Source organism: Paenibacillus sp. FSL H8-0283, from assembly GCF_045040675.1.
Classification (GTDB): domain Bacteria; phylum Bacillota; class Bacilli; order Paenibacillales; family Paenibacillaceae; genus Paenibacillus; species Paenibacillus amylolyticus.
The window spans coordinates 254,223-278,503 of the sequence record NZ_CP150295.1 but is presented as its reverse complement, the minus strand read 5'-3'; the positions used below and the strand labels follow the sequence as shown (position 1 = coordinate 278,503).

General features: G+C 48.9%; 21 protein-coding genes. 3 read left to right on the top strand and 18 right to left on the bottom strand.

All coding sequences use genetic code 11. The features are described 5' to 3' along the window. Window positions 1-93 precede the first annotated feature (93 nt). The 11 genes from MHI52_RS01295 to ytxJ form a co-directional block, all read right to left on the bottom strand. Window positions 94-795: a response regulator gene (locus MHI52_RS01295; RefSeq protein ID WP_405158304.1), complete on the bottom strand. Its 702-nt coding sequence runs from the start codon at window positions 793-795 to the stop codon at window positions 94-96. A gap of 1 nt (window position 796) precedes the next feature. Beyond that, a complete protein-coding gene (locus tag MHI52_RS01290; protein ID WP_405158303.1) occupies window positions 797-2,392 on the bottom strand; it encodes an ATP-binding protein in 1,596 nt (531 codons plus the stop codon). Between the two features lie 4 nt (window positions 2,393-2,396). Then, window positions 2,397-4,736 (bottom strand): histidine kinase, encoded by a 2,340-nt coding sequence (locus MHI52_RS01285; protein ID WP_405158302.1) that lies wholly within the window; start codon window positions 4,734-4,736, stop codon window positions 2,397-2,399. A gap of 92 nt (window positions 4,737-4,828) precedes the next feature. Continuing rightward, window positions 4,829-5,389, bottom strand: coding sequence for a potassium-transporting ATPase subunit KdpC (gene kdpC / locus MHI52_RS01280; protein WP_405158301.1), 561 nt, complete (start codon window positions 5,387-5,389; stop codon window positions 4,829-4,831). Window positions 5,390-5,450: 61 nt separating this feature from the next. After that, the gene (kdpB, locus tag MHI52_RS01275; protein ID WP_405158300.1) at window positions 5,451-7,592 is read right to left on the bottom strand and encodes a potassium-transporting ATPase subunit KdpB; all 2,142 of its coding nucleotides are present in this window, start codon (window positions 7,590-7,592) and stop codon (window positions 5,451-5,453) included. Window positions 7,593-7,664: 72 nt separating this feature from the next. Then, window positions 7,665-9,344, bottom strand: a complete 1,680-nt coding sequence (kdpA, locus tag MHI52_RS01270) for a potassium-transporting ATPase subunit KdpA (protein ID WP_405158299.1) — start codon at window positions 9,342-9,344, stop codon at window positions 7,665-7,667. 59 nt (window positions 9,345-9,403) lie between these two features. After that, window positions 9,404-9,466 (bottom strand): potassium-transporting ATPase subunit F, encoded by a 63-nt coding sequence (locus MHI52_RS01265; RefSeq protein WP_353884092.1) that lies wholly within the window; start codon window positions 9,464-9,466, stop codon window positions 9,404-9,406. Window positions 9,467-9,502: 36 nt separating this feature from the next. After that, entirely contained in the window at window positions 9,503-9,685 is a 183-nt protein-coding gene (locus MHI52_RS01260; RefSeq protein ID WP_405158298.1) for a hypothetical protein, read from the bottom strand. A 121-nt stretch (window positions 9,686-9,806) separates the two neighbouring features. Beyond that, entirely contained in the window at window positions 9,807-11,003 is a 1,197-nt protein-coding gene (locus MHI52_RS01255) for a helix-turn-helix domain-containing protein (RefSeq protein WP_405158297.1), read from the bottom strand. Between the two features lie 38 nt (window positions 11,004-11,041). Further along, entirely contained in the window at window positions 11,042-11,809 is a 768-nt protein-coding gene (locus tag MHI52_RS01250; protein ID WP_405158296.1) for a hypothetical protein, read from the bottom strand. Window positions 11,810-11,921: 112 nt separating this feature from the next. Further along, window positions 11,922-12,461, bottom strand: coding sequence for a bacillithiol system redox-active protein YtxJ (ytxJ, locus tag MHI52_RS01245; protein WP_405158295.1), 540 nt, complete (start codon window positions 12,459-12,461; stop codon window positions 11,922-11,924). Window positions 12,462-12,681: 220 nt separating this feature from the next. On the opposite strand from ytxJ, the gene MHI52_RS01240 reads away from it, so the two are divergent. Then, window positions 12,682-13,539 (top strand): hypothetical protein, encoded by an 858-nt coding sequence (locus MHI52_RS01240; RefSeq protein WP_405158294.1) that lies wholly within the window; start codon window positions 12,682-12,684, stop codon window positions 13,537-13,539. A 116-nt stretch (window positions 13,540-13,655) separates the two neighbouring features. Here the strand turns inward: MHI52_RS01240 and MHI52_RS01235 are convergent, their stop codons facing one another. The 3 genes from MHI52_RS01235 to MHI52_RS01225 all read right to left on the bottom strand — a co-directional run bounded on the left by MHI52_RS01235 (window position 13,656) and on the right by MHI52_RS01225 (window position 15,118). Continuing rightward, entirely contained in the window at window positions 13,656-14,084 is a 429-nt protein-coding gene (locus tag MHI52_RS01235) for a VOC family protein (RefSeq protein ID WP_047841503.1), read from the bottom strand. Window positions 14,085-14,250: 166 nt separating this feature from the next. Beyond that, window positions 14,251-14,811, bottom strand: a complete 561-nt coding sequence (locus MHI52_RS01230; RefSeq protein WP_282319709.1) for a hypothetical protein — start codon at window positions 14,809-14,811, stop codon at window positions 14,251-14,253. Between the two features lie 79 nt (window positions 14,812-14,890). Further along, window positions 14,891-15,118: a hypothetical protein gene (locus MHI52_RS01225; RefSeq protein WP_017691180.1), complete on the bottom strand. Its 228-nt coding sequence runs from the start codon at window positions 15,116-15,118 to the stop codon at window positions 14,891-14,893. 177 nt (window positions 15,119-15,295) lie between these two features. Here MHI52_RS01225 and MHI52_RS01220 point away from each other — a divergent pair, with 177 nt between their 5' ends. Both MHI52_RS01220 and MHI52_RS01215 read left to right on the top strand, forming a co-directional pair. Beyond that, the gene (locus MHI52_RS01220; RefSeq protein WP_405158293.1) at window positions 15,296-16,171 is read left to right on the top strand and encodes a type II CAAX prenyl endopeptidase Rce1 family protein; all 876 of its coding nucleotides are present in this window, start codon (window positions 15,296-15,298) and stop codon (window positions 16,169-16,171) included. Window positions 16,172-16,187: 16 nt separating this feature from the next. Continuing rightward, a complete protein-coding gene (locus MHI52_RS01215; protein ID WP_405158292.1) occupies window positions 16,188-16,949 on the top strand; it encodes a MerR family transcriptional regulator in 762 nt (253 codons plus the stop codon). Between the two features lie 58 nt (window positions 16,950-17,007). Here MHI52_RS01215 and MHI52_RS01210 read toward each other — a convergent pair whose 3' ends face one another. Genes MHI52_RS01210 through MHI52_RS01195 form a run of 4 tightly spaced genes read right to left on the bottom strand, consistent with a single transcriptional unit; the run spans window position 17,008 to window position 24,262 of the window. Then, the gene (locus MHI52_RS01210; protein WP_405158291.1) at window positions 17,008-17,880 is read right to left on the bottom strand and encodes a sugar phosphate isomerase/epimerase family protein; all 873 of its coding nucleotides are present in this window, start codon (window positions 17,878-17,880) and stop codon (window positions 17,008-17,010) included. Window positions 17,881-17,892: 12 nt separating this feature from the next. After that, on the bottom strand, window positions 17,893-18,768 hold the full coding sequence (locus tag MHI52_RS01205) for a sugar phosphate isomerase/epimerase (protein WP_282319713.1): 876 nt from the start codon (window positions 18,766-18,768) through the stop codon (window positions 17,893-17,895). Window positions 18,769-18,806: 38 nt separating this feature from the next. Continuing rightward, the gene (locus MHI52_RS01200) at window positions 18,807-21,953 is read right to left on the bottom strand and encodes an alpha-mannosidase (protein ID WP_405158290.1); all 3,147 of its coding nucleotides are present in this window, start codon (window positions 21,951-21,953) and stop codon (window positions 18,807-18,809) included. Then, window positions 21,950-24,262 carry a glycoside hydrolase family 3 N-terminal domain-containing protein gene (locus tag MHI52_RS01195; protein ID WP_282319715.1) on the bottom strand — a complete coding sequence of 771 codons (2,313 nt, stop codon included), beginning with the start codon at window positions 24,260-24,262 and terminating at the stop codon, window positions 21,950-21,952. The genes MHI52_RS01200 and MHI52_RS01195 overlap by 4 nt, the downstream gene beginning before the upstream one ends. Between the last annotated feature and the right edge of the window lie 19 nt (window positions 24,263-24,281).

The window sequence follows — 24,281 nt, the reverse complement described above, 5'->3', positions numbered from 1 at the left end:
GCTAAAGGGGACGGTGTATTGTTCGTTCTATAGCGCTCACCCGCTGAAGCGTACATCACATCATTTATAAGAAACGCCCCGCTCCATTAAACCTTATTCTGCAGGAAGCAAAAAGCGATAACCAATGCCAGGCTCCGTTTGAATATATCGGGGATTCGTCGGATCTTCCTTTAATTTTTTACGCAGATGTCCCACATATACCCGGAGGTAATGACTGTCAGACTCATGATGATGCCCTCCCCATACTTGCTGCAAAAGCTGACGCTGGGTGATGATTTTCCCTGCATTGGAGGCAAGCACTTTCAGCATCTCATATTCCGTTGGGGTTAATTTGACCAAAGTCCCCTCCAGTTCCACCTGCCTTTGGGCCAGATCAATCGTGAGTGATCCGAAGCGTAGTATTGGCTCATCCGTCGTTTTGGCTACATGACGAAGCGCCACCCGAATACGGGCGACCAACTCACCCATGCCGAATGGTTTGGTTACATAATCATCTGCACCACCATCCAACGCGGCAATTTTGTCTCCCTCCTGATCCTTCGCTGTCAGCACAATAATTGGCACTTGTGACCATTCGCGAATCCGGCGAAGTACCTCCATGCCAGACATGCCCGGCAGACCAAGATCAAGGATGATCATATCCGGATGTACAATACTGGCCTGAATAACACCCTCTTCGCCATCCCCGCACTCGTGGAGTTCGAATTGGTGTGCCTGAAGGGTGACCTTGAGCAATTTGCGAATCTGCGGCTCATCATCGATCACCAGTATGCGAGCCCCTAGCGGTGCATTCATGTTATTCTTCAACCTCTCCTTGTTCTGAATAGGGAAACCGTGATCCGTGAGCCTCCATGGGAATATCTATGCGCATTCTCGTTCCCCCGCCCGGATTCGGCTCTGCCACAATGGTACCTCCGTGAACTTCCACAATGCCTTTGCAGATCGCCAGACCAAGCCCCGTTCCTGTGACATGCTGAGTCGACTCCGAGCGATAGAACTTATCAAATATACGTATTCTTTCCGCTTCCGGTATACCGATGCCTTGATCAGCTACCACGATCGTCAATTGACTTGGACTCTTATCACTTGTCACAGTGATGACAATCAGGCTCTCATCGGGTGAATATTTGATGGCGTTACTGACGATATTGACCAGTACCTGCTCCAGTAATACTTCATCTCCGTAAATGAAGGCCGGATCATCAGGCAGTTCAACTTGAATGTTACGATGCGGACTGAATTCCCGAACCTGTGTCAGTACAACGCTGATCATGTCCCCCACGTCACACCATTTCCGATTCAGTTGCAACATGCCGCTCTCCAGCCGAACCATACCCAGCAGATTCGTGACGAGACGATTCATACGCAAGGCTCCATCCCGAATGTTGCCTGTTAATTCTCTCCGATCCTCGGGTGTAAAAAGCGTATCATTCTCCAACAATCCCGTAGCCGAGCCGATAATGGCGGTTAGGGGAGTACGCAATTCATGGGAAACAGAGTCCAGCAGCGCTGTGCGTATGCGCTCCGATTCGGCAGTGATCTGCGCCAATCGGGCCTCTTCCGCCAGCTTCACTCGGGCAATGGCACCTGCCGCCAGACCTCCGCATGCTTCCAGCAGACGAAGCTGTTCTTGCTGCTCATGAATCTCGCCAGCGTCCATGCTCACGGCGAGCACGCCATGAATCTGCTCCTCTGTGCGTAGCGGCACGTAAAGTCCGGGAGATTCCCGTAAAGCGGATGATCCTTTACCCGCGATCTGTCCGTGATGATACACCCATTTGGCAATGGCAATCTCCGACTCTCCATCTCCCCAGCCATCCTTTTCCCCTTCTGATGCGGATGCAGAAGAGCTTGTAACCAGCAGATCCCCCTGTTTATCCGGAAGATACACAGCCGCCGGCTTACCCAGGGTAAGCGATACTTGGGTTGCAATGTTAACCAGCAACGTATTCAGATCCGTAATGGCTGTCATCTGACGACTCAATGCGTACAGGGAGTTAGTCGTGGCCTCACGTGATTTTACCATCTCCAGTTGTTGTCTCAATCGACCCGCAAGACTCGCCGTCAGGATCGCCACCGCAAGATACACGACAAAGGAGATGAGATATCTCAGATCTTCAACCGTAAAGCTCAGATATGGTGGTACAAAAAAGAAGTCAAACATAATGACGCTAAAACTCGCGGCATATATAGCTGGTCCCATTCCCCAATACACGGCACTCACCAGTACGGGAAATAGGTATATCAGCGCTACATTAACCAAATCACCACTCATGCCGATGGCATGAAGCAGCAAGGTTAACAGCGTCACCCCGAGGGTCACCCATACATATTCCGGAACCCGTTTCCCATGGGATGCCCGCGTTTCTTTTTTTATTCGTTCAGACAACATCCATTCACATCCCGCTCAGTTCATAATCGTAATCTGCAACGATCAATATATCCAGATGCCGCGACAAGCGTACAAGTCGGTTGACCACCGAGCCTGAGCCGCGGTAGCCATTCAGCCACCATACCCGTCTTGCCTGCCCGACCACCAACTGGGTTGCTCTCGCCTCCGATGCCTTTCTTGCCAACATCCCAGGTACATCGCGCAGCCTTGGACTGTGATGAATATGAAATTGACCACCAAGCCGAATCGTCAGTTGCTCCAAGGCTTCCAAATGGCACTTCACTTCGTCACTCATGGACTCGCCGATGTGGATATGATGTACATGCCAGATGGCTTTTAGACGAAAAGCCATACGGAATCCGCGCCGGATCAGCCGCTCGGCATGACGATCACTGCTTACACATACAAAGACTGCTTCCTGTCTGCGCCAAGGTCCTCGAAGTGCAATTTTGGCCTGCTGTGCTTCAAGCCGTTCATCGACATCGTCCGCCAGCTCGCGCAGGGCAAGTTCTCGCAAGGCAATCAGATTGCCGATTTTGAAGAAATTCGCAAGGGCTTGCTCGACCTTGGCAGTTGCATAGATTTTACCCTCCCTCATGCGCTGCCGCAAGGCCTGGGGCGCCACATCAATCAACTGCACCTCATCCGCCATCTGAATGATCCGATCGGGTACGGTCTCGCGGACACGAACACCGGTAATATGTTCAACGGCATCATTCAGACTTTCTAGATGCTGTACGTTCATTGTGGTAATCACCGAGATGCCTGCATTCAGCAGGAGCAGAACATCTTCATAACGCTTTTGCCGGACACTCCCGGGTACATTCGTATGCGCCAGTTCATCCACAAGCACCACTTCTGGGCAAAGATGCAGAATGGCCTCCGTGTCCATCTCTTCCAGACGAGTTCCCTGATAAACGCGCTGCGCGCGAGGGATCACAGACAGGTTGCCCATCTGCTCCACGGTTTCTGCCCGTCCATGTGTCTCCAGCAAGCCGATCTGCACATCGATGCCCTTGCGGAGCAAATCATTGCCTTCCCGAAGCATCATGTAGGTTTTGCCTACACCTGGTGCGGCTCCGATATATATTTTGAATGTGCCTCGCTGAATCTGGCCAATCTGTTCCTTCATTTCCTGCTCGCTTAGTCTGCGGTATGTCAGCGACTCCACGTCGTTAACTTTAGCCGGAACCACACGTTCACCCTCCCGGGCTGCTCGATCAGCAACCAGAAACAGATCAACACCACGTAATCTGCGTAACAGCGAGTTAACAACGGACCCTTGCCACAGTTCCTGCCAGCGCGTACGCCGGGAGTGTCCCAGCACAATCCGGGTAATCTGGTGCTCCATGGCATAACGCGCCAGCGTAGACGGGATGTTGCGACGATGTAATATAGACAGTTCCTCCATATGGCCGCCAAACTTCTCCACCAACTTGATCATATTACGCCGAAATACGGTTGCCTCCTTGGTTAATGGCTGCTTCATATTCCGAAAAACCACAGCGCACAAATCACCATTCAATCGTTTGGCAATCTGTTGTCCACGCCGGATATAGATGGAGCCATTCCAATGATATTGCGTGGACACCAGAATCCGTTCCATGATGCCTGTTGTGACGGTAATTCCCATCTCCTCCCGATGCTCACGCAGGGATTCATTCACCCCTTCCGCAACCAATCTCAGGGCCAGTTCGCGCAGAATACCCAGATTGCCTTGACGAAATACAGCTTCTCCCTCATGCCCCTTCAGATGACCTTCTGCAAGACGGCTCAGTATCGTTTCCGGCGTGACGTCTATCAGCTTCACTTCATCCGCAAGCTCCAATGTATCGGCAGGTACCGTATGTTCTGCTGCGATCCCCGTAAGTTGTCGTGCCAGCTCGGTATACCCTTCCAGCTCATACACATTCACCGTTGTCATGACACTGATGTTGTTTCGGAGCAAAAACTGAATATCCTCCAGCCGGGTAGCATACCGAGCACCTTCTCTGTTGCGATGTGCCAAACCATCCACCAGCACAACCTCCGGATTACGCGCCAATAGTGCATCCAAGTTCAAGTCCTTCATCTCTACATCATCATTCTCGCGTAACCAGTGAATGCTTGGAATCCGTTCGAGTGCGCCAAGTTGCTCCACCGTTTCCGGTCTGCGCATCGTGGACACGGCGCAGATGACCACATCAATGCCCTGCTCACGCAACGTATTCCCTTCTCGTAACATGTGATACGTTTTGCCCGATCCGCTGACTGGGCCGATGTAGATTTTGAGCGTACCCTGCTGCAGCTTCGTAATCATCTTCAACATCTCTTCCGGTGACTTGCGCTTGAAGCTGTCTTCCATCCGTCCCACTCCCCCTTTCCTTTAAAAATATGAAGAAAGAAATGGAGAAAGCCCCTCCCGATATATCGTGAGCAGGCTAATACATTCGTCCTTTATTTCAGTTCTGCTGTCAGCGCCATATTCAGAGCCGTTACATTTACACGCGGCTCCCCGAATATACCCATTTGCCGGCCTTCCGTATGCTCATTTACAAGTTGCACAAGCTGCTGTTCACTAAGCCCTGTAGCTTCGCTAATGCGCGGGATCTGTGCCTCAGCTGCTTCGGGAGAGAGATCCGGGTCAAGTCCAGAGCCTGAACCCGTCACGAGATCAGCAGGGATCTGCTGCAGTCCCGGGTTTCCCTGCTGGAGCTGAGCCATCTTTTCCTTCATCTCGCTGATATACTCCTCTGAAGCTACGGCGCGATTTGAACCGGCTGAAGCCGTTGGGTCATAACTGGCATTCGATGCCCGGGGCTGGAACAGCCCCGGCGATTGTATTTCCTGCGCAAGCAGTGACGAGCCGATGATTTTCTCATCTTGCGTAATCAGACTTCCATTCGCCTGCGCAGGAAAGAGAAGTTGGGCTACACCAGTCGTTACAAGCGGGTAGATTAAGCCGCATATCAGCATAAGCACAACGGATAACCGTACGGCGGGCAAGAACATGTTCATACAGATCACTTCCTGAATTCATTAGGATAAAAGAATAATGTTGATAAGCGTTGTTATCTCATTAAAGAATCCCCGACAGAACCATGTCAATCAGCTTAATGCCGATAAAAGGTACAATCACACCACCTACGCCATAGATGAACACATTGCGACCAAGCAGTCGTTCGGCTGACATCGCCCGGTACTTAACCCCTTTCATCGCGATGGGAATGAGTAGTGGAATAATAATGGCGTTGAAGATTAACGCCGACAGGATCGCAGACTGTGGCGAAGCCAGATTCATAATATTCAGCGCCTGAAGCTGCGGCATGGCGAGAATAAACATGGCTGGAATGATGGCAAAGTATTTCGCGATATCATTGGATATCGAAAAGGTTGTGAGTGCGCCGCGTGTAATCAGCAGCTGCTTGCCAATGGAGACTACTGACAATAATTTGGTCGGGTCAGAGTCCAAATCAATCATGTTGGCCGCTTCTTTGGCCGCCATGGTGCCCGAATTCATCGCCAGGCCCACATCGGCCTGCGCCAGAGCAGGAGCATCGTTGGTACCGTCGCCCGTCATGGCGACGAGTTTGCCCTCCTGCTGCTCTTTTTTGATCGCCGCAATCTTGTCCTCGGGCTTCGCTTCGGCAATAAAATCATCCACGCCCGCTTCCAGCGCTATGGTCGCTGCGGTTAGCGGATTATCACCTGTACACATAATGGTCTTGATGCCCATGGCGCGCATCTCAGCGAACTTCTCCTTCAGCCCTGGCTTCACAGTGTCTTTCAGATAGATCACACCATAGATTCGTTCATCGATGGCCACAGCAAGTGGCGTACCTCCGGCCTTTGCAATACGATTTGCAATCTCATCCAGGTCACCCGGTATACGGCCTCCTTCGGAAGTTATATATCTTTTGATCGCATCCACCGCACCTTTGCGGATCTTCATTCCGCCACTTAGATTTAGACCGGACATCCGGGTCTCTGCCGTGAACTCCACATTTTCCGTATTGGCATACTCCGTCTCAGACCAACTTTGGCCTTGTTTGCCTGCCAATTCCACAACAGAACGCCCTTCCGGGGTCTCATCTCGCACAGAAGCCTGTAAAGCAGCCCGCGTCATCTCTGATGAAGTAATGCCCTGAACTGGAATGAATTCAGATGCCATACGGTTTCCGTATGTGATCGTTCCTGTTTTGTCCAGAATCAGCGTGTCGATATCCCCAGCTGCTTCCACCGCTTTACCTGACATAGCGAGCACATTGAACTGTGTAACACGGTCCATCCCGGCAATACCAATGGCGGATAACAATCCACCAATTGTGGTTGGGATCAAGCAGACGAGCAGTGCGATCAATGTCGCCAGATCCAGTCGAATACCCAGGTAATTTGCCATCGGAACCATCGTGAGAATGACGATCAGAAAGATTAGGGTTAATACGGCGAGCAGGGTTGTCAGTGCAATTTCATTAGGTGTTTTCTGGCGCTGTGCACCCTCAACCAGAGAGATCATCCGGTCAAGGAATGACTCACCCGGATCGGTCTGAACACGAATGACGATATAATCGGACACGACACGTGTACCTCCGGTAACGGAGGAGAAATCGCCTCCTGCTTCCTTGATGACCGGGGCGGATTCTCCGGTAATGGCTGATTCATCAATGGAGGCCAAGCCTTCCATAATTTCACCGTCCGTCGGGATCAGTTCACCAACTTCCACACGGACCATATCTCCTTTTTTCAACTGGGTCGAAGACACTTGCCGGATTGTTCCATCCTTCTGCACCAGATTGGCCAGGGTGTCCGACTTCGTCTTGCGTAACGTATCCGCCTGAGCCTTACCTCTGCCTTCTGCAAGTGCCTCCGCGAAGTTGGCGAACAGCAGCGTGAACAGCAAAATGAAAAACACGGCAATGTTGTACCCGCGCCCAGCCTCGGAGGCGGTGAATAGATCGGGATTGATGCAGAGTAAGAGCGTAATGAATGTACCAACCTCGACAATAAACATGACCGGATTTTTGATCATGACCATCGGATTTAGCTTTTTAAACGCATCGAGTGAAGCCTGAAGTATAATATCCTTGCTTAACGACCGTTTCGATCCGGGATCACGTTGAATATTACCTCGGTTGTTATCCGGCTCATTGCCCTTCGTTCTAAACATTTCTGTATCCATGTGTTGCATCGTCTGCTCCTTCTTTCGTTCGACTGCATTCATCGTGCACTGCCACCTCCGTACGTTACGTCCTTATACCATACCAATTCCTCTGTTGCTCCCCTGTCATATCCCTCATTGAATCATCGCCAGATGCTCTGCAATCGGTCCAAGGGCAAGCGACGGGAAGAACGTAAGCGCACCGACTACAATGATCATCATGACCAAAATGCCAGCAAACAGAGGTGTGTGTGTCCGCAAGGTGCCCGTGGTTACCGGTACAACCCGTTTTATAGCGAGTGAACCCGCAATAGCCAGCATGGCGATCATCGAAACATACCTTCCCAGCAGCATAACGATACCAATCGCGATGTTGTAAAAGTCTGTATTGGCATTTAGTCCAGCAAAGGCCGATCCATTATTGGCTGCACCCGAGGCAAAAGCATAGAGAACTTCAGTCAGGCCATGCATGCCCCCGTTCGAGATGGACGCAATGGCTTCGGGCCGCATAAGCGCGATTGCCGTTGGCGCAAGAATAATCAAAGGATGAATGAGCAAGGCGATGGATGCGAGCTTCACCTCTTTGCCCTCGATTTTTTTGCCCAGAAACTCAGGTGTCCGTCCCACCATTAATCCACAGATAAACACAGCCAGAATCACATACAGCAGTCCGTTGATCAGCCCTACCCCTTTGCCCCCAAACACGTTATTGAGCATCATCTGAGCCAGTGACACCAGACCTCCAAGCGGAGTAAGCGACTCGTGCATATTGTTGACCGAACCTGTTGTAGCCGCCGTCGTGACTGCCGTGAATAAAGCCGATTCGGGTATGCCGAACCTGACCTCTTTCCCCTCCATATTGCCCTGAAGGCCTGCTGCATCCAACGCGGGTACACCGCGATATTCGGAGACAAATACGGTGGTCAACATCACAAGGAAAAGAAAACTCATCGCTGCGAATAATGCCCAACCCTGCTTCCGGTTATTGACCATCAAGCCGAAGGCGTATACCAGTGCAGTGGGTAACAGCATCATACAGACGATATGCACCAGATTGCTCAGGGCCGTCGGATTCTCGAATGGATGTGCAGCATTGGTTCCAAACCAGCCACCACCGTTGGTGCCAATGTGTTTGATCGACTCCAGTGAAGCGACCAGTCCACGTGTGATCGTCTGCTGCGCGCCTTCCAGCGTGGTTGCATTCACCGCTCCCGCAAGCGTCTGAGGCACCCCCTGGAATACAAGGAACAAGGCTACGATGAAGCTCAGCGGTAAAAAAATCCTCGTAATCGACCGTACAAGGTCGACGTAAAAGTTCCCCAGTTCATCCCGGCGGCCTATCAGCCCGCGAATGAACGCAATAGCCACCGCGAATCCGGTCGCTGCCGACGTAAACATCGGAAACGTCACGGCCAGCATCTGTGACAGATACGACAGGGCATTCTCGCCCGTATACGACTGCCAGTTCGTATTGGTCATGAAGGATACGGCCGTATTAAATGCCTGCGCCGCTGGCATATTGCCGATCCCATCCGGGTTAAGTGGCAAATACTTTTGCAGCCGCAGCACCAGAAACATCAATACCAACATTACAAAGTTGGAGAGGAGAACGGCCGTGAGGTACTTTTTCCACCCCATGGATTCGTTCTCGCGTACTCCCATTACTCGATAGAGCAGTCGCTCCGGTCCACCAAAAATCCGATCCAACCCCGTTCGCTGTCCATCAAACACGTTCACTATATATTTTCCCACCGGTTTCACCAGCAGCAGGATGATAAGCAGCGTCACCGCTACTTGCACTACACCGATACCCATATCCGCATTTCCTCCCTATTCGACGTTCCCTCTTTCCCGTATTACGCACATCGCCAGCATTAGAATTTCTCCGGCTTCACCAGCACATAACCGAGATAAATCACCAGTGCGAGCACAATCATGCCGATGACGATCATCTGGCTTCCCCCTCTCTACCCTCAAGCCTTCTCGCAGAATCTCACAAATCCCCAAAACACTGCAAACAGCAGCACAACCAATCCAATCATCGTGGCATCATTCACCATGCGCCCTTCCTCCCTCTCTCTACCGTTCTCTGCACCTGCTACATGTAAAATCGTAATACGAAACGCTGTAAAAAAGGGGTAAAGAAATGCCTCCACAGGTGTAAAAAAAGCGTAAAAAAGACCCGCCCTCCTCAGCAATAGGCTGAAAAGAACGGGTCTATCATCATTTTTATACGAAACACTTCATTACGTGCCAATCTATTACCTACCAGTCATTTCAGAAGCTACGTGTAGGCATTTTCCTAACATTTTGCATACTAGTTTGTGGCTTCTCCGTCATGTACTTGTTAAAAAAGTCCGTGTTTATTCCTGTCATATGATGAAAGAAGGAAGTTTCCACTTTCCAATCCTCCTCAATCATATAACGGATATCCATGAGACCTTTTTTTGAGAGCAGGTCAATAATGGTTTTGATTCGCATCGGCTTTTGAAGCGGGATTGTAGAATCGAACGGCTCTCTTTCCAAATATCCTCTTCGGTGCATCGCCGCATAAAAGTTACGATGATCCTTAGCTTCCATCATTCCTAGATGTGCTGCTCTGTATCCCAACACTTGCAGTGAAGTCTTCCATTTCTTTTTCAAGTCGAGATATTGATCGGGATTTGTCTTGTGCGTGATATCATTCATGTCTAATGAAAACTCTTCCTCAGGCAACAAAAAGGCACCCGCAAACAGATTGGCTTCATTCTCAATCAATTTGTGTTCTTTTCGATCCAGATTGACAAACTCCAGACGATAATGAAGCAACAAATGACCAAGTTCATGTGCAATATCGAAATTCCTACGAACCGCGGAACGTTTGATGTTGCCCAGTATGATAAACGGACGATCGTTTCGTGTCCAAAGGCTGTATGCATCAATTTCTTCACCAATTGCTTTCTCAAAAACGAAAACACCGCTTTTTTCAATCCAGAACATCAGGTTCTCATTCGTAGATGGCTCCAGATTAAGCCGTTTCCGTGCAAGATGCGCAACATAATGGATCTGAGTCGCACGATCATCATCTGAGTGATTCATATATTCAATGGCCTCTTCCCGCAACTTGATGATGTTCAGCGTAGGGAGGCTGATCTGAGCGGTAATATAATTAATGAACGTGTCCAGATATTCTACATGCTTTGCTTCTGTCTGTGTCTTGGATATCACATTCATCACTTTCGAACGATAGGCAATGTTCATAACATCAATATTGGCGGAATTCATATGCTGTGCTAACATATCTTTTGCATAAAAATACTTGCTTTTCACACTGAAAATGCGTTTCAACTCATTCACAATTGGCACTTTGGGAGAGGTATAAGCATTTTCATATTGCCAGACTGCTTGTTCTGTCACACCTAATTGTTCGGAGAGTTGCTTTCTCGAATATCCATGCATGATCCGTAAATTGGTCAAATTTTCACCAACGAACATGCTGCTCCCTCCTTACTGGACTGCGAACTACCAAGGAATCAACCCCGCTGTTCTTCTTCCAAAATCTCAATATCATAAGCCGCCGGATCAACGATATCTTCCATATCTGGTGCAAGTACCTCACGGTCACTCTCATTTAACTCAGCACCTGAGATCAGATCCGACAAATCTTCTATAAAATAAGCTATATTATCATGCGGATTGGGCAGATAATGCTGAACCTTCGAAATTTGGTATGCATCATCAATGGCATAAGTGAGTATATGAAATTCATTATACGTAGATGCAAAATGTTCAAGTTCTTCTTTCACACGACTAACCTGACTCTCTGAGAGGGGAAAAGACAGTTGCTCTACTCTTTCGACCTTACCATGTCCAGTATGGATGGGTTGGGTTAGAGAGAATGTTAAATCTTTATTAATCTTGGAAAGATCATGTAAATACGTACGGAACGCACCCTTGTTATCTCCAGCCGCAGGTATCTTAGCTCTGGAAAAACTATTTTCGTTAAAGTAGGCAGCGTTCTTAATCAGAAATAGAACTTTTGAATCTTCGTGTGTGAACTGAAGGTAATCCCACGTTAAACCTGCTTTGGATTTTTTGTGAGTGAATCCTTGTTCACCGCGTTCAATGCAATAATCTGCGATTTTGCTTTCGATAAAATTACCCTTAGTCCAGGCAAACGCTGAACTAATCTTCATATTTGCTTTTCGATCTTTACGGTGCTCAATATAGTCATGGTATCCTTCAACAATAGCATCAACAATCATCTGACTATGTTCCGACTTGAACTTATATTGTTCCATATGGATCACTCCGATTCAGGAATATGAAGACAAGTTATATTTTAATCGAATTCCACATGCAAAGATATGATTTTTTTTGTTATTTTTAAAGTGAACCTGATTTCAATGGCCTTTATCCAAATGGATTCTGTGCCCACTGCAATAATCTTTTCTTCGTGATTTTGCCATGGGAGGTATGTTTGACAACTTGCCCCTGATCGAGCAGAAGCACCTGTGGTGACTCATGATGAACCTCTGTCTCTTCCGCAATGTAGCGGGACAACGAGCGATTTTCAATCACTTTGACGATGCGGTAGTCCATAGGTTGTTTGGGATCTGATGCATGGGTGCCTACAAACGCCATAAACTCTCTGTACGCTCTCGCACTGGTTGGACAAGTCGTGCTGTGTTTCAGGATAAGCACCGGATGATCCTGCGAGCGATGAAGCGCTTCTTCCCAGTCATCTGGTTTATGCAATTCATGGACATGTTCGCTGAGCATATGTTCCGAGTCTGACCCCGCACGTTTGCTAACCACCGAACCAATCACAATGCCAAGCGCCAAGCCAAAAGCAATCCCGAGTCCAAGTTGCTTCGTAGCCATACCAATGCTGACTCCCATGGCAACACCTATAGCAAGCCATACAGCTTGATGATTTACTTTTTTCTTCATGCAGATCTTCCCTTCCTGAAATATGTATATCAAGGCAACCTTCCCACCTTACATTCTGATCAAATTATAGCATAGGCCTCTGTTAGCAGGCGTTGATAATCTTCATCTCCGAGTACAGATTTCAGCGTTTCGATTTATGCAAAATGCTCATTTGTGATACACTGGTTGTAATTTGGAAACGATGAACATGAAGAATGGATTGGAAGGGCGGAAATTCCATATGACATACGCATTTATGATTGAACCGCAGGATTTTATTGCGCTGGATAACGAAGATGAACTGATTGAGAAATGTCAGGAGTGGGGCCTGCTTTCCGGTAAAGCGACCAAACTCAAAACGTTCTATTATAAAGGAAACGGTCTGAACATGCCGTGTACCATCATTGGATATGTGGATCACATGGCAGCCGTTATTCAACTGGATAATGGACAAAAGCATTGTATTCACCCGTCGTATCTGAAGGAAATGCAAGCGTCCAGTTACAGCGCCAGAAGCATAAGTAATGTCGGGTCAGATCGCAGCACAGAACCCTCAACTTCGGATACAGTCGTACCAGTTACCCCTGCTGAACTAACGCAAACTCCAGATGCCTTGGTTAATCCGGATGAAATTCCGTCGGATCTGGATGATTCGGACGACACGGACACAGATGAATTCTCCTCGGGGATGAAGGGTGATCCGGATGGGCTAGTAGAAGAGTATGTTGGACCTCAGTCTGAGGCAGCCAGTGATGCCAAACCCAAAGCCAAAACAGCGAGCAAAGCTAAGAACGTCAAGATTGATCTGCCCGAAGGCAAAGTGAAGATGAGTGCCGTTGTCAAAGAGTTCACCACCGTACCGAATCACTTCTCTGACAATGACGATGAAGTCATCATCTATGAAGCAGTTACCATTACAGAGCCAGACGTCATTGATGTTGGGGAAGCCTGGTCAAGCCACAGTGCCACCGTTAAGAAACAGGAACTGGAAGTGGGAGACGTTATCACGTTTGAAGCGAAAATTATCAAGAAGAAGCTGACACGTAACCCGGTTCCCTATAAAATCAACAATCCTTCCAAGATTCAGAAGGAAGACTAATCAAGGAAGATTAATCACGAGTCATTACAAAAAAAGCAAAAAAACCTCCACAACTGCTCAAAGCAGATTGCGGAGGTTTTTGCCATTTGAAGTTTATATTAGTGAAGAATACACTCTTAAGCTTGTCCCGGTGTAGCACTAATCTGAAACTGTACGCCAAACTTGTCGACAACCGAGCCGTAGGCTGGACTCCAGAACGTTTCTTGTATCGGCATTTTCACTTCGCCACCGTCTTGCAACTGGTTGAAAATCGCTTTGGCTTCATCCGCCGTATCCGTGTTCACAGTAACCGTAACATGATTACCTACAGTGTACGGCATACCTGGAAACGTATCAGACAACATTAATACCGAGCTGCCAATCTGCAAAGAAGCATGCATAATACGGTCTTTCGCTTCTGGCGGGATGGGGTGATTCGGGTCAGATGGACCGTCGCCAAATGTTTGAAGCGCGAGCACTTCGGCTCCAAATGCCTTTTGATAAAAATCTACCGCTTCACGTCCATTACCGTCTGTAACCAGATACACATTCAAGCTGATCGACATGCGTTCTTCATCTCCTTGGGCTCTTGTAATTATACGATTCACGCCACTTGCGACATGAGTATATATGAACAGGTTGTCCTTTGACAAGCGTATATTTCTACACTCATCTCTGCGGACCTTTACACGATTAGGGTTACCAACATATTCTTAATCCATCCCTCTCCCACTACTTCTTGCGCCTGCGTATATAGTAGAGAACAGCGATCAGAACACCAGGAACCAGTGCTGCAAAACTGGCATAGATCAGACACCATTTCAACAGGGTACATATCGGAGTGAGTTCAGCAAGCACAGGCGTACGTTCAGGATAACGATACATGAACAGGGACGCACCTATATTTTCAAGCATGTCCATAACCCAACCTAAGACCGGAATCAGATTCACCCAGCGCCAACGACTCTTTACCGGAAGCACGCGATAGAGTATCGATAACAGAACAACCAAGAGGAACAGATATGCCAAGGGCCATATGAGGTCAAATGTGAATCGTGCCTGAATATAGGCGCTCCGCCCTGCTTCACCATACTGCTCAGCCATCTGATAAAGATCATTTGCAGTGTACAGAAAAGAGGAATCCGGGGACTGCCCACCACCTGTGGCCTCCTCCGACTTTGCCGCCTGCCAGGGCAGAATGAATGCAATAAAACAAGCAAATACAACAACCGCAGCTGCAACCCATTTCCAATTCACCCACTGATAGAACCAATTGGACACTTTTTTCAGCACGTTCTGTCCCCTTTCAGATAAAAAAAAGACCACTCTCCCGAATCCTGTCGGTAAAATGGTTGTGTTCAATCCTATGAAGTTATCGAGCTTGAACGATGTTATCTATTTCACTTTTCAATAAGAGGTATCGGTGAACACTTCTCATGATCGGGACCTTCGTTAGTTTGTTCTTGTCCACGTACAGTTTCATCTGGTCTTTGGTCAAACCAAGCAAACTTCCAGCTTCCGATACCGTCAACACTACCTCTGGGTTCGTAGCATTAAACGTCCTCTTTACTTTCTGATTCCAGTCCTCGAATACCTGCATAGATCAGTGACATCTCCTATCCATAGCCAGTTATTATCAGGCTGAATATATCCAGTATACCACACTTGTGCTGCTCGTAACTTAATCCTTGCGCAGAACCATATTCTGATAGGCATATTTCCTGCTTGACCCTGACGTTAACTCGAGGGTTTATACTGGCTTCAGGAGGGGATTAGCATGAGTATGTCAACTGAACATGTAATCAAGAAACGACGCAGCAGTGGAATATCCATTATTGGGATGAGTTGGTTGACGATGACATTGGGTCTGTTTTTTGCTACACTCGCAGGGGAGTTTGTCAGCACTATTGGTGCTGCTGAATGGATGGTTCATCTCATCCAGGCTGTTGTCATTATTAGTATCGTCTTACCCGTATTATTCGTCATTCGAAGACACTTCCATATGAAGTCCGTTCTTCTTCCTCTGACAGGAAAAAGCATAATTCACTTGCTCTTTGGCGCATTATTTGCCACTTCTCTGGCCTTCATCGGGTTAGCGATAGCCAGTATGAACAACTGGATTACGATTACGGAGTGGCACTTCTCAGCCGAGTTCTTGCTTGCTGTCGTACTTAATAGTTGTATTGCTTTCTTGTATGAAGCTTTGCCAGAGGAACTATCCATGCGAGGCATGGTCTATGATGGATTACGCTCCAGACTGCGACTTCCTGTGTTTTTCGCTTATGTAACTCAAACCATACTCTTTCTGCTGGTTCCAATGAGTGTCAGCCTATTGCAAGAGCTCGTCGGTATGGATGCCGGAAACCGGATAACCTTGGATTATATGATCCTGCTCTTGACCTATGGTATTACGTTACAGCTTCTGCGCAGTTTGACCGGTTCTCTATGGGCCTCCATCGGATTTCATGTCGCTTACCTGGAAGTAGCCCGATTCGTTGTTATGCCAGGTGATAGACCGGCATTGTTAAGCTATACCGCGCAAGATAATGGGTTGGCCGAAATATTTATTTTGTATATGATGATAATCTTTGTCGGTGGGATCATTCTGGCGGTGCTCAATGCATGGCGCTGGTGGAGAATACATAAATCATGAGGGAGGGATCTGCCAGTTGTATACCGTTGGACAACTATCCAAACATACCGGAGTATCCATCCGAACACTGCATTATTATGAGAAGCTGGGTTTACTGCGACCGGTCCGGAATGAGAACAATCAGTATCGCTTATATGGTGAAAAGGATATTTTACGGCTTCAGCAGATTACCATTCTGAAGAAAATGCATTTTACATTGAATGAGATTGGAGAATTCCTCGATCAGGATGCTGTTCGCTCTGAACCAGAGAGTAATCTCACTTTATGGAATAATACGTTGGAACAACAACTGGCCGTCGTTAAGGAACAGCAGGAGAGATTAAGCAAGGTCGAGCATCTTCTTTTTTCAACTATATATGCCATCAGAGCCTCCGGTAAAATCAGTCTGGATGAGATGCTGGGTTTCATCCGTGAACTGGATCAGCCTCAGGGCAAGTTCCGACAAGATGTTTTTACACCTGAAGAAATGGAATCGTTACCTCTGAATAATCAGAACAATTCAATATCCATGGGATGGGCTGATATTCTTAAAGATGTTCATACATGCAAGATGGAACCTCCGGATTCCGAAGCCTCACGGTTACTGGCCATTCGAATCTCTGATTATGCTGAAAGGGCTTTTCAAGGGAATGCAGAATTGGCAGAAAAATATTGGGATTATATCACCCCAGGGGATGATCGGTCAGCTCGTGTATATGGTATGACAACGGATACCATGTGTTACATCGAAATGATCCTGGACCGATGGACAGTCCAGAATCCTGATGATCAACAATAAGAGCCACTTCGAAAAGTGGCCCTTGATCCATTCCCTTATTATGTTTCATCATGCTTCGTTACGCCTCTTCCCAGAAGCGACGCAGGTTGTCCATGGCGATTTTGGATGCGGATTTGCATTCCTCCATGCCTTCGAACTCCACTGTAATATTGCCATCATAGCCGGAGTCTTTGATCAGCTTTACAATTTTACGAATTGGAATGTCACCTTGTCCAACGATCGCTCCTCGCAGGAAGTTACCGTAGGCTGTCGTAAACCATTCACCCTCACCCGGATGCTCATCATAAGGACGGAAGTAAAAATCTTTGAAGTGGACCAGAGAAGCGTACGGCAGATTTTTCATGACACCGACGATCGGGTTCTCATCCACACACATGAAATTGCCAATATCAAGTGTTGTTTTGAAGTTCGGACGATCTACAGCATGCAGAACACGCTGCACCCGATCACTCGCCTGCACGCTGAAGCCGTGATTTTCAATGGTTGTCGTGATGCCAAACTGCGCGGCATAGTCCGCAATGATCTGGCTTCCCCGCACCATCAGCGGCAGATTTTGCTCGAACCAGACGATGGTCATCTTCTCCTTTGGCAGGGTAAACGCCGTGACGTCATGACGCAGATGTTTTACACCCATCCGGTGTACGACATCCACATGTCTTTTGACCCGAGCCATCTCCTCTTCAAACGCCTCTTCCGTCTCCTGCACGAAGTTCGCTGGCAGCGAGTAGTTGGACAGTTCAATACCCTTAGACGTTGCCCGTTCCCGAATCGCATCCGCCAGATCGTGATTATCCTCAACAGTGTAACCGTAAGGAACCATTTCCATATGCTCGCCGCCGTTCGCCGCAATCCAGTCGATCACATCCAGCACCGTCATCTCACCCGAATTCAAATCGTTCAACAAACTATACGTGCTCAGGCCCACTTTCATCTGCTCAGCTCCCTATCGATATTGTTGGATAAATTGAACCGCCTTGCGAATGTCCTGCTCCGGTTGATGACCAACCTCGCGTTCAATCGTCAGATAACCGGTGTAACCAATCTCCTGAAGCGCTGCAAAGTATCCGTCAAAATCAACGCCACCCTCGCCCAGTGGCACCTCACGGAAGAAGGCTCCGGAAGAGACCATTTCGGCAATCTTATCGTGATCCATAGGGGCATAACCAACCGCTCCGTATACGTCTCGTGGGTCAACTTCCTTCAGCCGTACACCATCCTTCACATGAGTATGTACGATGTAATCCTTGAGCAGATGAACGCCCTGCGCCGGATCATCTCCGGTCACCATCACCATATTCGCCGGATCAAAATTCACCGATACTCCGTTGGTCGATAACGTATCCAGGAAACCTTTCAAGTCAGCAGCCGTTTCCGGTCCTGTCTCAATGGCAAAGTATGCGCCAACACTTTTCGCGTATTGGCCCAGTTCCTCACAAGCAGCATGCAGTGTGGCATAAACTTCTGATGAAGGGTCATGTGGAACAATGCCGATATGTGTAGTGACAATGTTGGTGCCTAGATCGAGGGCCAGATCCACGATCCGCTTCGACTTCTCTACTTTCCACGGATTATCTTCCTTGACCTGAAAACCATGTCCACCCAGGTCGCCAACCAGTGCTGAAATTTCAAGACCCAGAGAATCGATGTAACTCTTCAACTCTTTGCGCGCCGCAGGTGACAAATTTTCAGGGTCCATCTCTCCCTTGACGGCGTAGATCTGCACACCTTCTGCACCTACGTCTTTGGCTTTGTTCAACCCTTCCCGTACACCTACGCCAAAGCTATCCACGATGACACCGATCTTATTCGTTAATTTCATGTCATACCTCCTGTGATTGAGTGAGTAACTCTACGTTCTCATGTAAATGTAAGGTTCGACTCATTACTGATATCAACAAGTTTCACCGACTTGATCTCATACGGTTTGAATGTCAGTTCAATTGTGCCGTTTGAACAAGCCAACGGATGGATCTCATCCTCCAGAAGATTAATGATGGATGCTTTGATTTCCTTTTCAGCCCACTGAACCTGCACCGTTTCCCGACCTCCGGATGATTCGTAGAAGCGCAGCACCGTTCCCGAGCCGTCTTCCGCAGCCTTAATAGCATCCAGAATGACATGCTCACTGTGGAACCGAACCCAAGCATGTTCAGCTGGCAATTGACCCGAAGACGGGTTCGCTGTCACAACCTCCACCGGATGATTCAGCTCCATCGCCCGGCGAACGACGGCAGCTTGTCGCCAATCACCCTGGTGGGGCAGGATCGAATACGTGAATTCATGATCGCCTTGATCGGCATGTTCATCCGGCCATTTCGGAGCACGAAGCAGAGACAGGCGGATCGTCCGATCCTTGATGTCATACCCGTACTTGCAATCATTCAGCAAACTCACACCGCTGTTGCCCTCCGAGATATCCGCCCAACGATGTCCACAGACCTCGAACTGCGCCTGCTCCCAACTGGTGTTGTTATGAGTTGGACGCTCCAACGCTCCAAACGGAATTTCATAAGCCGCTTTGGCTGCCACCAGGTCCACCGGAAATGCCACCTTGAGCAGTTTATGGCTCTCATTCCAGTTCACTTTAGTACGGAAATCAACACGCCGCTGGTAACGATGCAAAATGATATCCTGACTGATCTCCGATTGATTCAACTTCCAGACAAAGCGTAGTACATCTCGCGTAGCCCCGCGCTGTACAATCTCTCTGGAGATCAACTGCACCGCACCAGCTCGCTGGGATTCAAATCGTGGATCGATATCCCATGCATCCCAGTACGTCGGTTTGTCGTGGAAAAACTGCCACTCATTCGCCCGATCACCAGGCTTCAGCCAGTCACGTCCTACCGTTTTGTCATACCATCGAGTGATCTCTCCCAAGTCATTAAACTCAAGCGTGTAAAATTCAGTTTCCCACGTGGAAGGGAAGGATTTTTCTTCCCTTACTGGAAGGATAACATCCGATGCTTCGCACAGCCATATGGTTGTATACCCAAAAGCAGGAATCGATGGAACATGCACGAGTAGCGTATACTTGTCTTCCTTTTGTTCGAGATCACAGGTCAAACGGTTACCTTGACGATCAAATGCTGCCATCTTGGCGAGGTGAGCATCCCCTGTAATGGTGATATTTTCTCCGCGTTTCCAGCCGAGGCTGTTGAATATAATATAGGGGAGACCATCGACTTCATCTGTTGCAATGTTCTCCGCAAGGGTATCCAGCGTTTCCCGCAGTGCGGATGTACCCAGTGCAAATACTTTCGTGTACTCCTCGGTGGACGTTACGTAAACTTCTGGAATCGACGTTCCCGGAATAATGTCATGGAATTGGTTGAGCATAATCAACTTCCAGCCTTCATCCAGATCATTCTTCGTGTGCGCGCCGTAAGCCCCGGCAAATTGCCCCCAGATTTCCGCTTCCCGATATAATACCTCTGCCTTACGGTTGCTACGTTTGTTCCTCGCATGAGTTGTATACGTTCCGCGATGCAGTTCCAGATACAAGTCCCCGTGCCATTTCGGCAACGTCGGATTATTTAATGATATGTCTTCAAAAAAAGCCCCTGCTGTGCTGAATTTACTGATTGGCTGTCCAACCATCAAATGGGATCGCTCCGCAAACTCCACCATCTCATTCGTCACGCCACCACCACCATCGCCATGTCCGTAAAGCAACATTTGCTCAGGGTGCACATCCTTTTGTTTAAATGATTGCCAATGTTCATCCACATCTTTGGGACGCGTATGTTCATTCACCCCATGATTCAGATATGCCAGCACGGAAGTGCCATCTATGCCTACCCAGTCGAAGAGGTCATACGGAAACGCATTGGTATCATTCCAATTCAGCTTGGTGGTCATAAAATAAGGAATATCCGCGAGTTTCAGCATCTGCGGTAAGGAAGCGCAGTAGCCAAAGGTATCCGGCAGCCACTCGATGTTGGAGCGTTTGCCAAACTCCGCCTGATAGAAGTTCTGTCCATACAGAATCTGCCGAACTAACGACTCGCCACTCGGAATATTCAGATCCGGCTCGACCCACATGCCTCCGACCAGCTCCCAGCGTCCTTCAGCAATACGGGCTTTAACTCGCTCGTACAGCTCCGGGTAATGATCCTTCACGAAGGCGTACAACTGCGGTTGGCTCTGGGAATACACAAAATCCGGGTACGTATCCATCAAGGTGCACATGGTCGAGAACGTGCGACTGGACTTGCGAACCGTCTCACGTACAGGCCACAGCCAGGCAATATCAATGTGGGATTGTCCAACCAGATGCATGAAGCCACTTCGATATTCCTCCGGGTCTTCCTGCTGTACTGACTGTGCTAATACATATTCGAAGTTCTGTATCCAGGTTGCATCATTCCAGCGTTCCGGGTCATTGTACATGTTATCCATCACCTGATGAATAGCCTGAACAAGTGCCATCCGCTTGGGCTCCTTCTCGTTATATGCCCGGAGCGACTCGGCGAGTACCGTCACGCTGTACATCAGGCTCTGCAGTGGCTGATTGATATGAACCAACGCTGCCCGAATACCCTGAATAGGCGGCTGAATGACAGCTTGTCGGTTGAGTGGGTCATGCGGCTCTGGAATCGGATCGTAGAGTTCAATCTCCAACTGCGGTGTATTTCCTACCCGACTTCTCGGAAGGGGGACGAACCCGTGGTTCCGGTCCAATCCGTGATAAGGTATGCCATTCACCTTAAGTAGCCCTTCTCCTCCAGCCTCGAAGATCAGCCCAACAGCTTGATCTTGCCATTCCGCCGGAATCTCCACACGTTTGCTCAGAAAATACGTCGTGCCGTGTACGCTGTTCAGCGGATTCAAGCTTTGCATGGCCTTTTCTGCCTGTTCATCTTCATTTTCATATGCCTGTTCGTACTCGTATTCCCCTGGCCGAATGTATCTGGCCCTCTGCATCTCCCACGCTGGAAGCTCGATCGTATCCAGCCATTGTCGCTGTTTCAGATCTTCGATGAATCGCTGAATTCGAATCATACCTCCACCCCCACCTTCTGAATGTGCAGACTGCAGGCGGTCCAATCCATAGAATTGCAGCCAACCATGAGCCTGAATTCACCCGGTTCTACGACAGACTGGAGACGGGAGTCGATCAGTGCGAGATGTTCTTTTTGCACAGGGAATGTAACGGTCTGGGTCTGTCCTGGCTTCAGATGAATTTTACGAAAACCCTTAAGTGACATTTCAGCCCGCGTAACCGAAGCCGACACATCCGTGATGTACAACTGCACAACCTCACTTCCCGCAACCGCTCCGGTATTCGTGACTTCAACCATCACCTGAGCTTCATCGTCCGGGCCGATGATTTCTGGCATTACTCTTACATTCTCGTATTTGAATTCGGTGTAGCTCAGTCCATATCCAAACGGGTACTGCGGCGCCAGATCCATCTCCAGATACCGTTTGCCACGAGTGCGTTTGGCATGATAGTAGACCGGAAGTTGCCCAACATGCTTGGGAATGGAGACGGTAAGACGACCAGATGGATTCACGTCGCCAAACAGAATATCCGCAATCGCGTTACCACCTTCCTGTCCGGGGTACCACGCTTCCACAATGGCATGGACATGCTCATCAATCCAAGGTTCAGCAATGGGGCGGCCGTTAATATACACAACGATAACGGGTTTCCCCAGCTTATGTACCTCCTGCACCAGCTCCAATTGAACACCCATGAGATTCAAAGACGCCCGGTCAATGCCCTCACCGCACTCCATATCGTTCCATGGATCATCGGTTACCACAGACGCACCTGTCCGCAAGTCGATCGTACCTTCACCAAAATCGCGGGCGCTGGAACCACCCATCACCATCACGATGACATCGGCCCGTTCCGCACAGGCGAGCGCTTGCGCAAAACCCTCCCTGGAATCGCCTTTAATCCGGCAGCCGGGTGCGTACAGCACCTGACCCGAATCCACACCAAGCTTGCGCGTAATGCCATCCAGTACCGTGACGATCTGTTCTCTCGGTTGTGGCGAGGTATAGTCTCCAAGCTGGTTATAGATATGGTTCGCGTTCGGACCAATGACAGCTAGCTTTGGACCTGTTTTGGCAAGCGGAAGAGTATTTCCTTCATTTTTCAGTAAAACAATCCCCTCTTGTGCAACTTCCCTCGCCAGCTGAGTATGGTCTTCACATCCGATGACCTGTTCTGCAAACTCTGGATCAACGAAAGGTTTTTCAAATAACCCAAGTCTGAATTTCATCTCCAGCACTCGCCACACAGCCAAGTCCAGATCCTTCTCTTCGATCAATCCCTGCTCAAGCGCCTGACCAAGATGTTTGCGGTACATGTACCCGGACATTTCCATGTCTACACCTGCCTGAAGGGACTGCGCTACGGCCTGCTCCCCGTTCTCAGCGGTGTTATGTCCATGGACCAGCATCTGAATGGCGCCAAAATCAGTAATGACAAACCCATCAAAACCCCACTGCTCGCGCAGAAGGTCATTCAGCAGATACGTACTGGACGTGCATGGTACGCCATCAATTTCGTTATATGCGGTCATCACGGAGCAAGCCCCGGCTTCCACTGCTTTTTTGAACGGCAACAGGTCTATTTCATGCAATTCACGTAATCCCATATGCACAGGTGCTGCATTACGCCCACCCTCCGAACTGCCATAAGCCGCAAAATGCTTAAGTGTAGCGACAATTGTCTGGTTGGAGTCGAGCCGATCACCCTGTAGTCCCTTCATGGCTTCTACTGCAAATTCACCGATTAGGTATGGGTCTTCGGCAAAACATTCCTCTGTCCGTCCCCATCTCGGGTCACGTACCACATCAAGCACCGGGGAATACGTTGCCGCTCCCCCCTGGCTCCGGGTCTCCACAGCGATGGCTTCACACATCTTGCGGTATAACTCCATATTCCACGTGCTGCCCACCATTAACGGTACCGGAAATACTGTCGCCCCGATCGCCATATGCCCGTGGGAACACTCTTCCCCGAACAAAATGGGAATGCCCAGCCGGGAATGCTCCATGGCATACTGTTGAATAACATTCGTGGCAACGGCTCCCTGCCGTGGGGTAAGCCCCGTTTCCAGCGTCACTTCAGTCCATGGATCGGCCCGAAGCACACCATACAGAGAACCGACACCGCCCTGTTCCATGTCCGCTTTGAACTCTTCCGTCACCTGTACTGTACCATCAGCTGCTTTATCATAGGTCTTCCATCCCATCGGCTGAATGAGTTGTCCAATCTTCTCTGCCGTTGTCATCCGTCCGATCAGATCCTGAACCCGCTCCTGAATGGGAAGCGAAGCATCTTTATAGTCCATATGCACATTCTCCTTATGC

Bases quoted from the DNA above. Each gene is read 5' to 3' on its own strand.
- MHI52_RS01295 (WP_405158304.1), bottom strand. From the start codon at position 795: ATGAATGCACCGCTAGGGGCTCGCATACTGGTGATCGATGATGAGCCG.
- MHI52_RS01290 (WP_405158303.1), bottom strand. From the start codon at position 2,392: ATGTTGTCTGAACGAATAAAAAAAGAAACGCGGGCATCCCATGGGAAA.
- MHI52_RS01285 (WP_405158302.1), bottom strand. From the start codon at position 4,736: ATGGAAGACAGCTTCAAGCGCAAGTCACCGGAAGAGATGTTGAAGATG.
- kdpC (WP_405158301.1), bottom strand. From the start codon at position 5,389: ATGAACATGTTCTTGCCCGCCGTACGGTTATCCGTTGTGCTTATGCTG.
- kdpB (WP_405158300.1), bottom strand. From the start codon at position 7,592: ATGAATGCAGTCGAACGAAAGAAGGAGCAGACGATGCAACACATGGAT.
- kdpA (WP_405158299.1), bottom strand. From the start codon at position 9,344: ATGGGTATCGGTGTAGTGCAAGTAGCGGTGACGCTGCTTATCATCCTG.
- MHI52_RS01255 (WP_405158297.1), bottom strand. From the start codon at position 11,003: ATGTTCGTTGGTGAAAATTTGACCAATTTACGGATCATGCATGGATAT.
- MHI52_RS01250 (WP_405158296.1), bottom strand. From the start codon at position 11,809: ATGGAACAATATAAGTTCAAGTCGGAACATAGTCAGATGATTGTTGAT.
- ytxJ (WP_405158295.1), bottom strand. From the start codon at position 12,461: ATGAAGAAAAAAGTAAATCATCAAGCTGTATGGCTTGCTATAGGTGTT.
- MHI52_RS01240 (WP_405158294.1), top strand. From the start codon at position 12,682: ATGACATACGCATTTATGATTGAACCGCAGGATTTTATTGCGCTGGAT.
- MHI52_RS01235 (WP_047841503.1), bottom strand. From the start codon at position 14,084: ATGTCGATCAGCTTGAATGTGTATCTGGTTACAGACGGTAATGGACGT.
- MHI52_RS01225 (WP_017691180.1), bottom strand. From the start codon at position 15,118: ATGCAGGTATTCGAGGACTGGAATCAGAAAGTAAAGAGGACGTTTAAT.
- MHI52_RS01220 (WP_405158293.1), top strand. From the start codon at position 15,296: ATGAGTATGTCAACTGAACATGTAATCAAGAAACGACGCAGCAGTGGA.
- MHI52_RS01210 (WP_405158291.1), bottom strand. From the start codon at position 17,880: ATGAAAGTGGGCCTGAGCACGTATAGTTTGTTGAACGATTTGAATTCG.
- MHI52_RS01205 (WP_282319713.1), bottom strand. From the start codon at position 18,768: ATGAAATTAACGAATAAGATCGGTGTCATCGTGGATAGCTTTGGCGTA.
- MHI52_RS01200 (WP_405158290.1), bottom strand. From the start codon at position 21,953: ATGATTCGAATTCAGCGATTCATCGAAGATCTGAAACAGCGACAATGG.
- MHI52_RS01195 (WP_282319715.1), bottom strand. From the start codon at position 24,262: ATGGACTATAAAGATGCTTCGCTTCCCATTCAGGAGCGGGTTCAGGAT.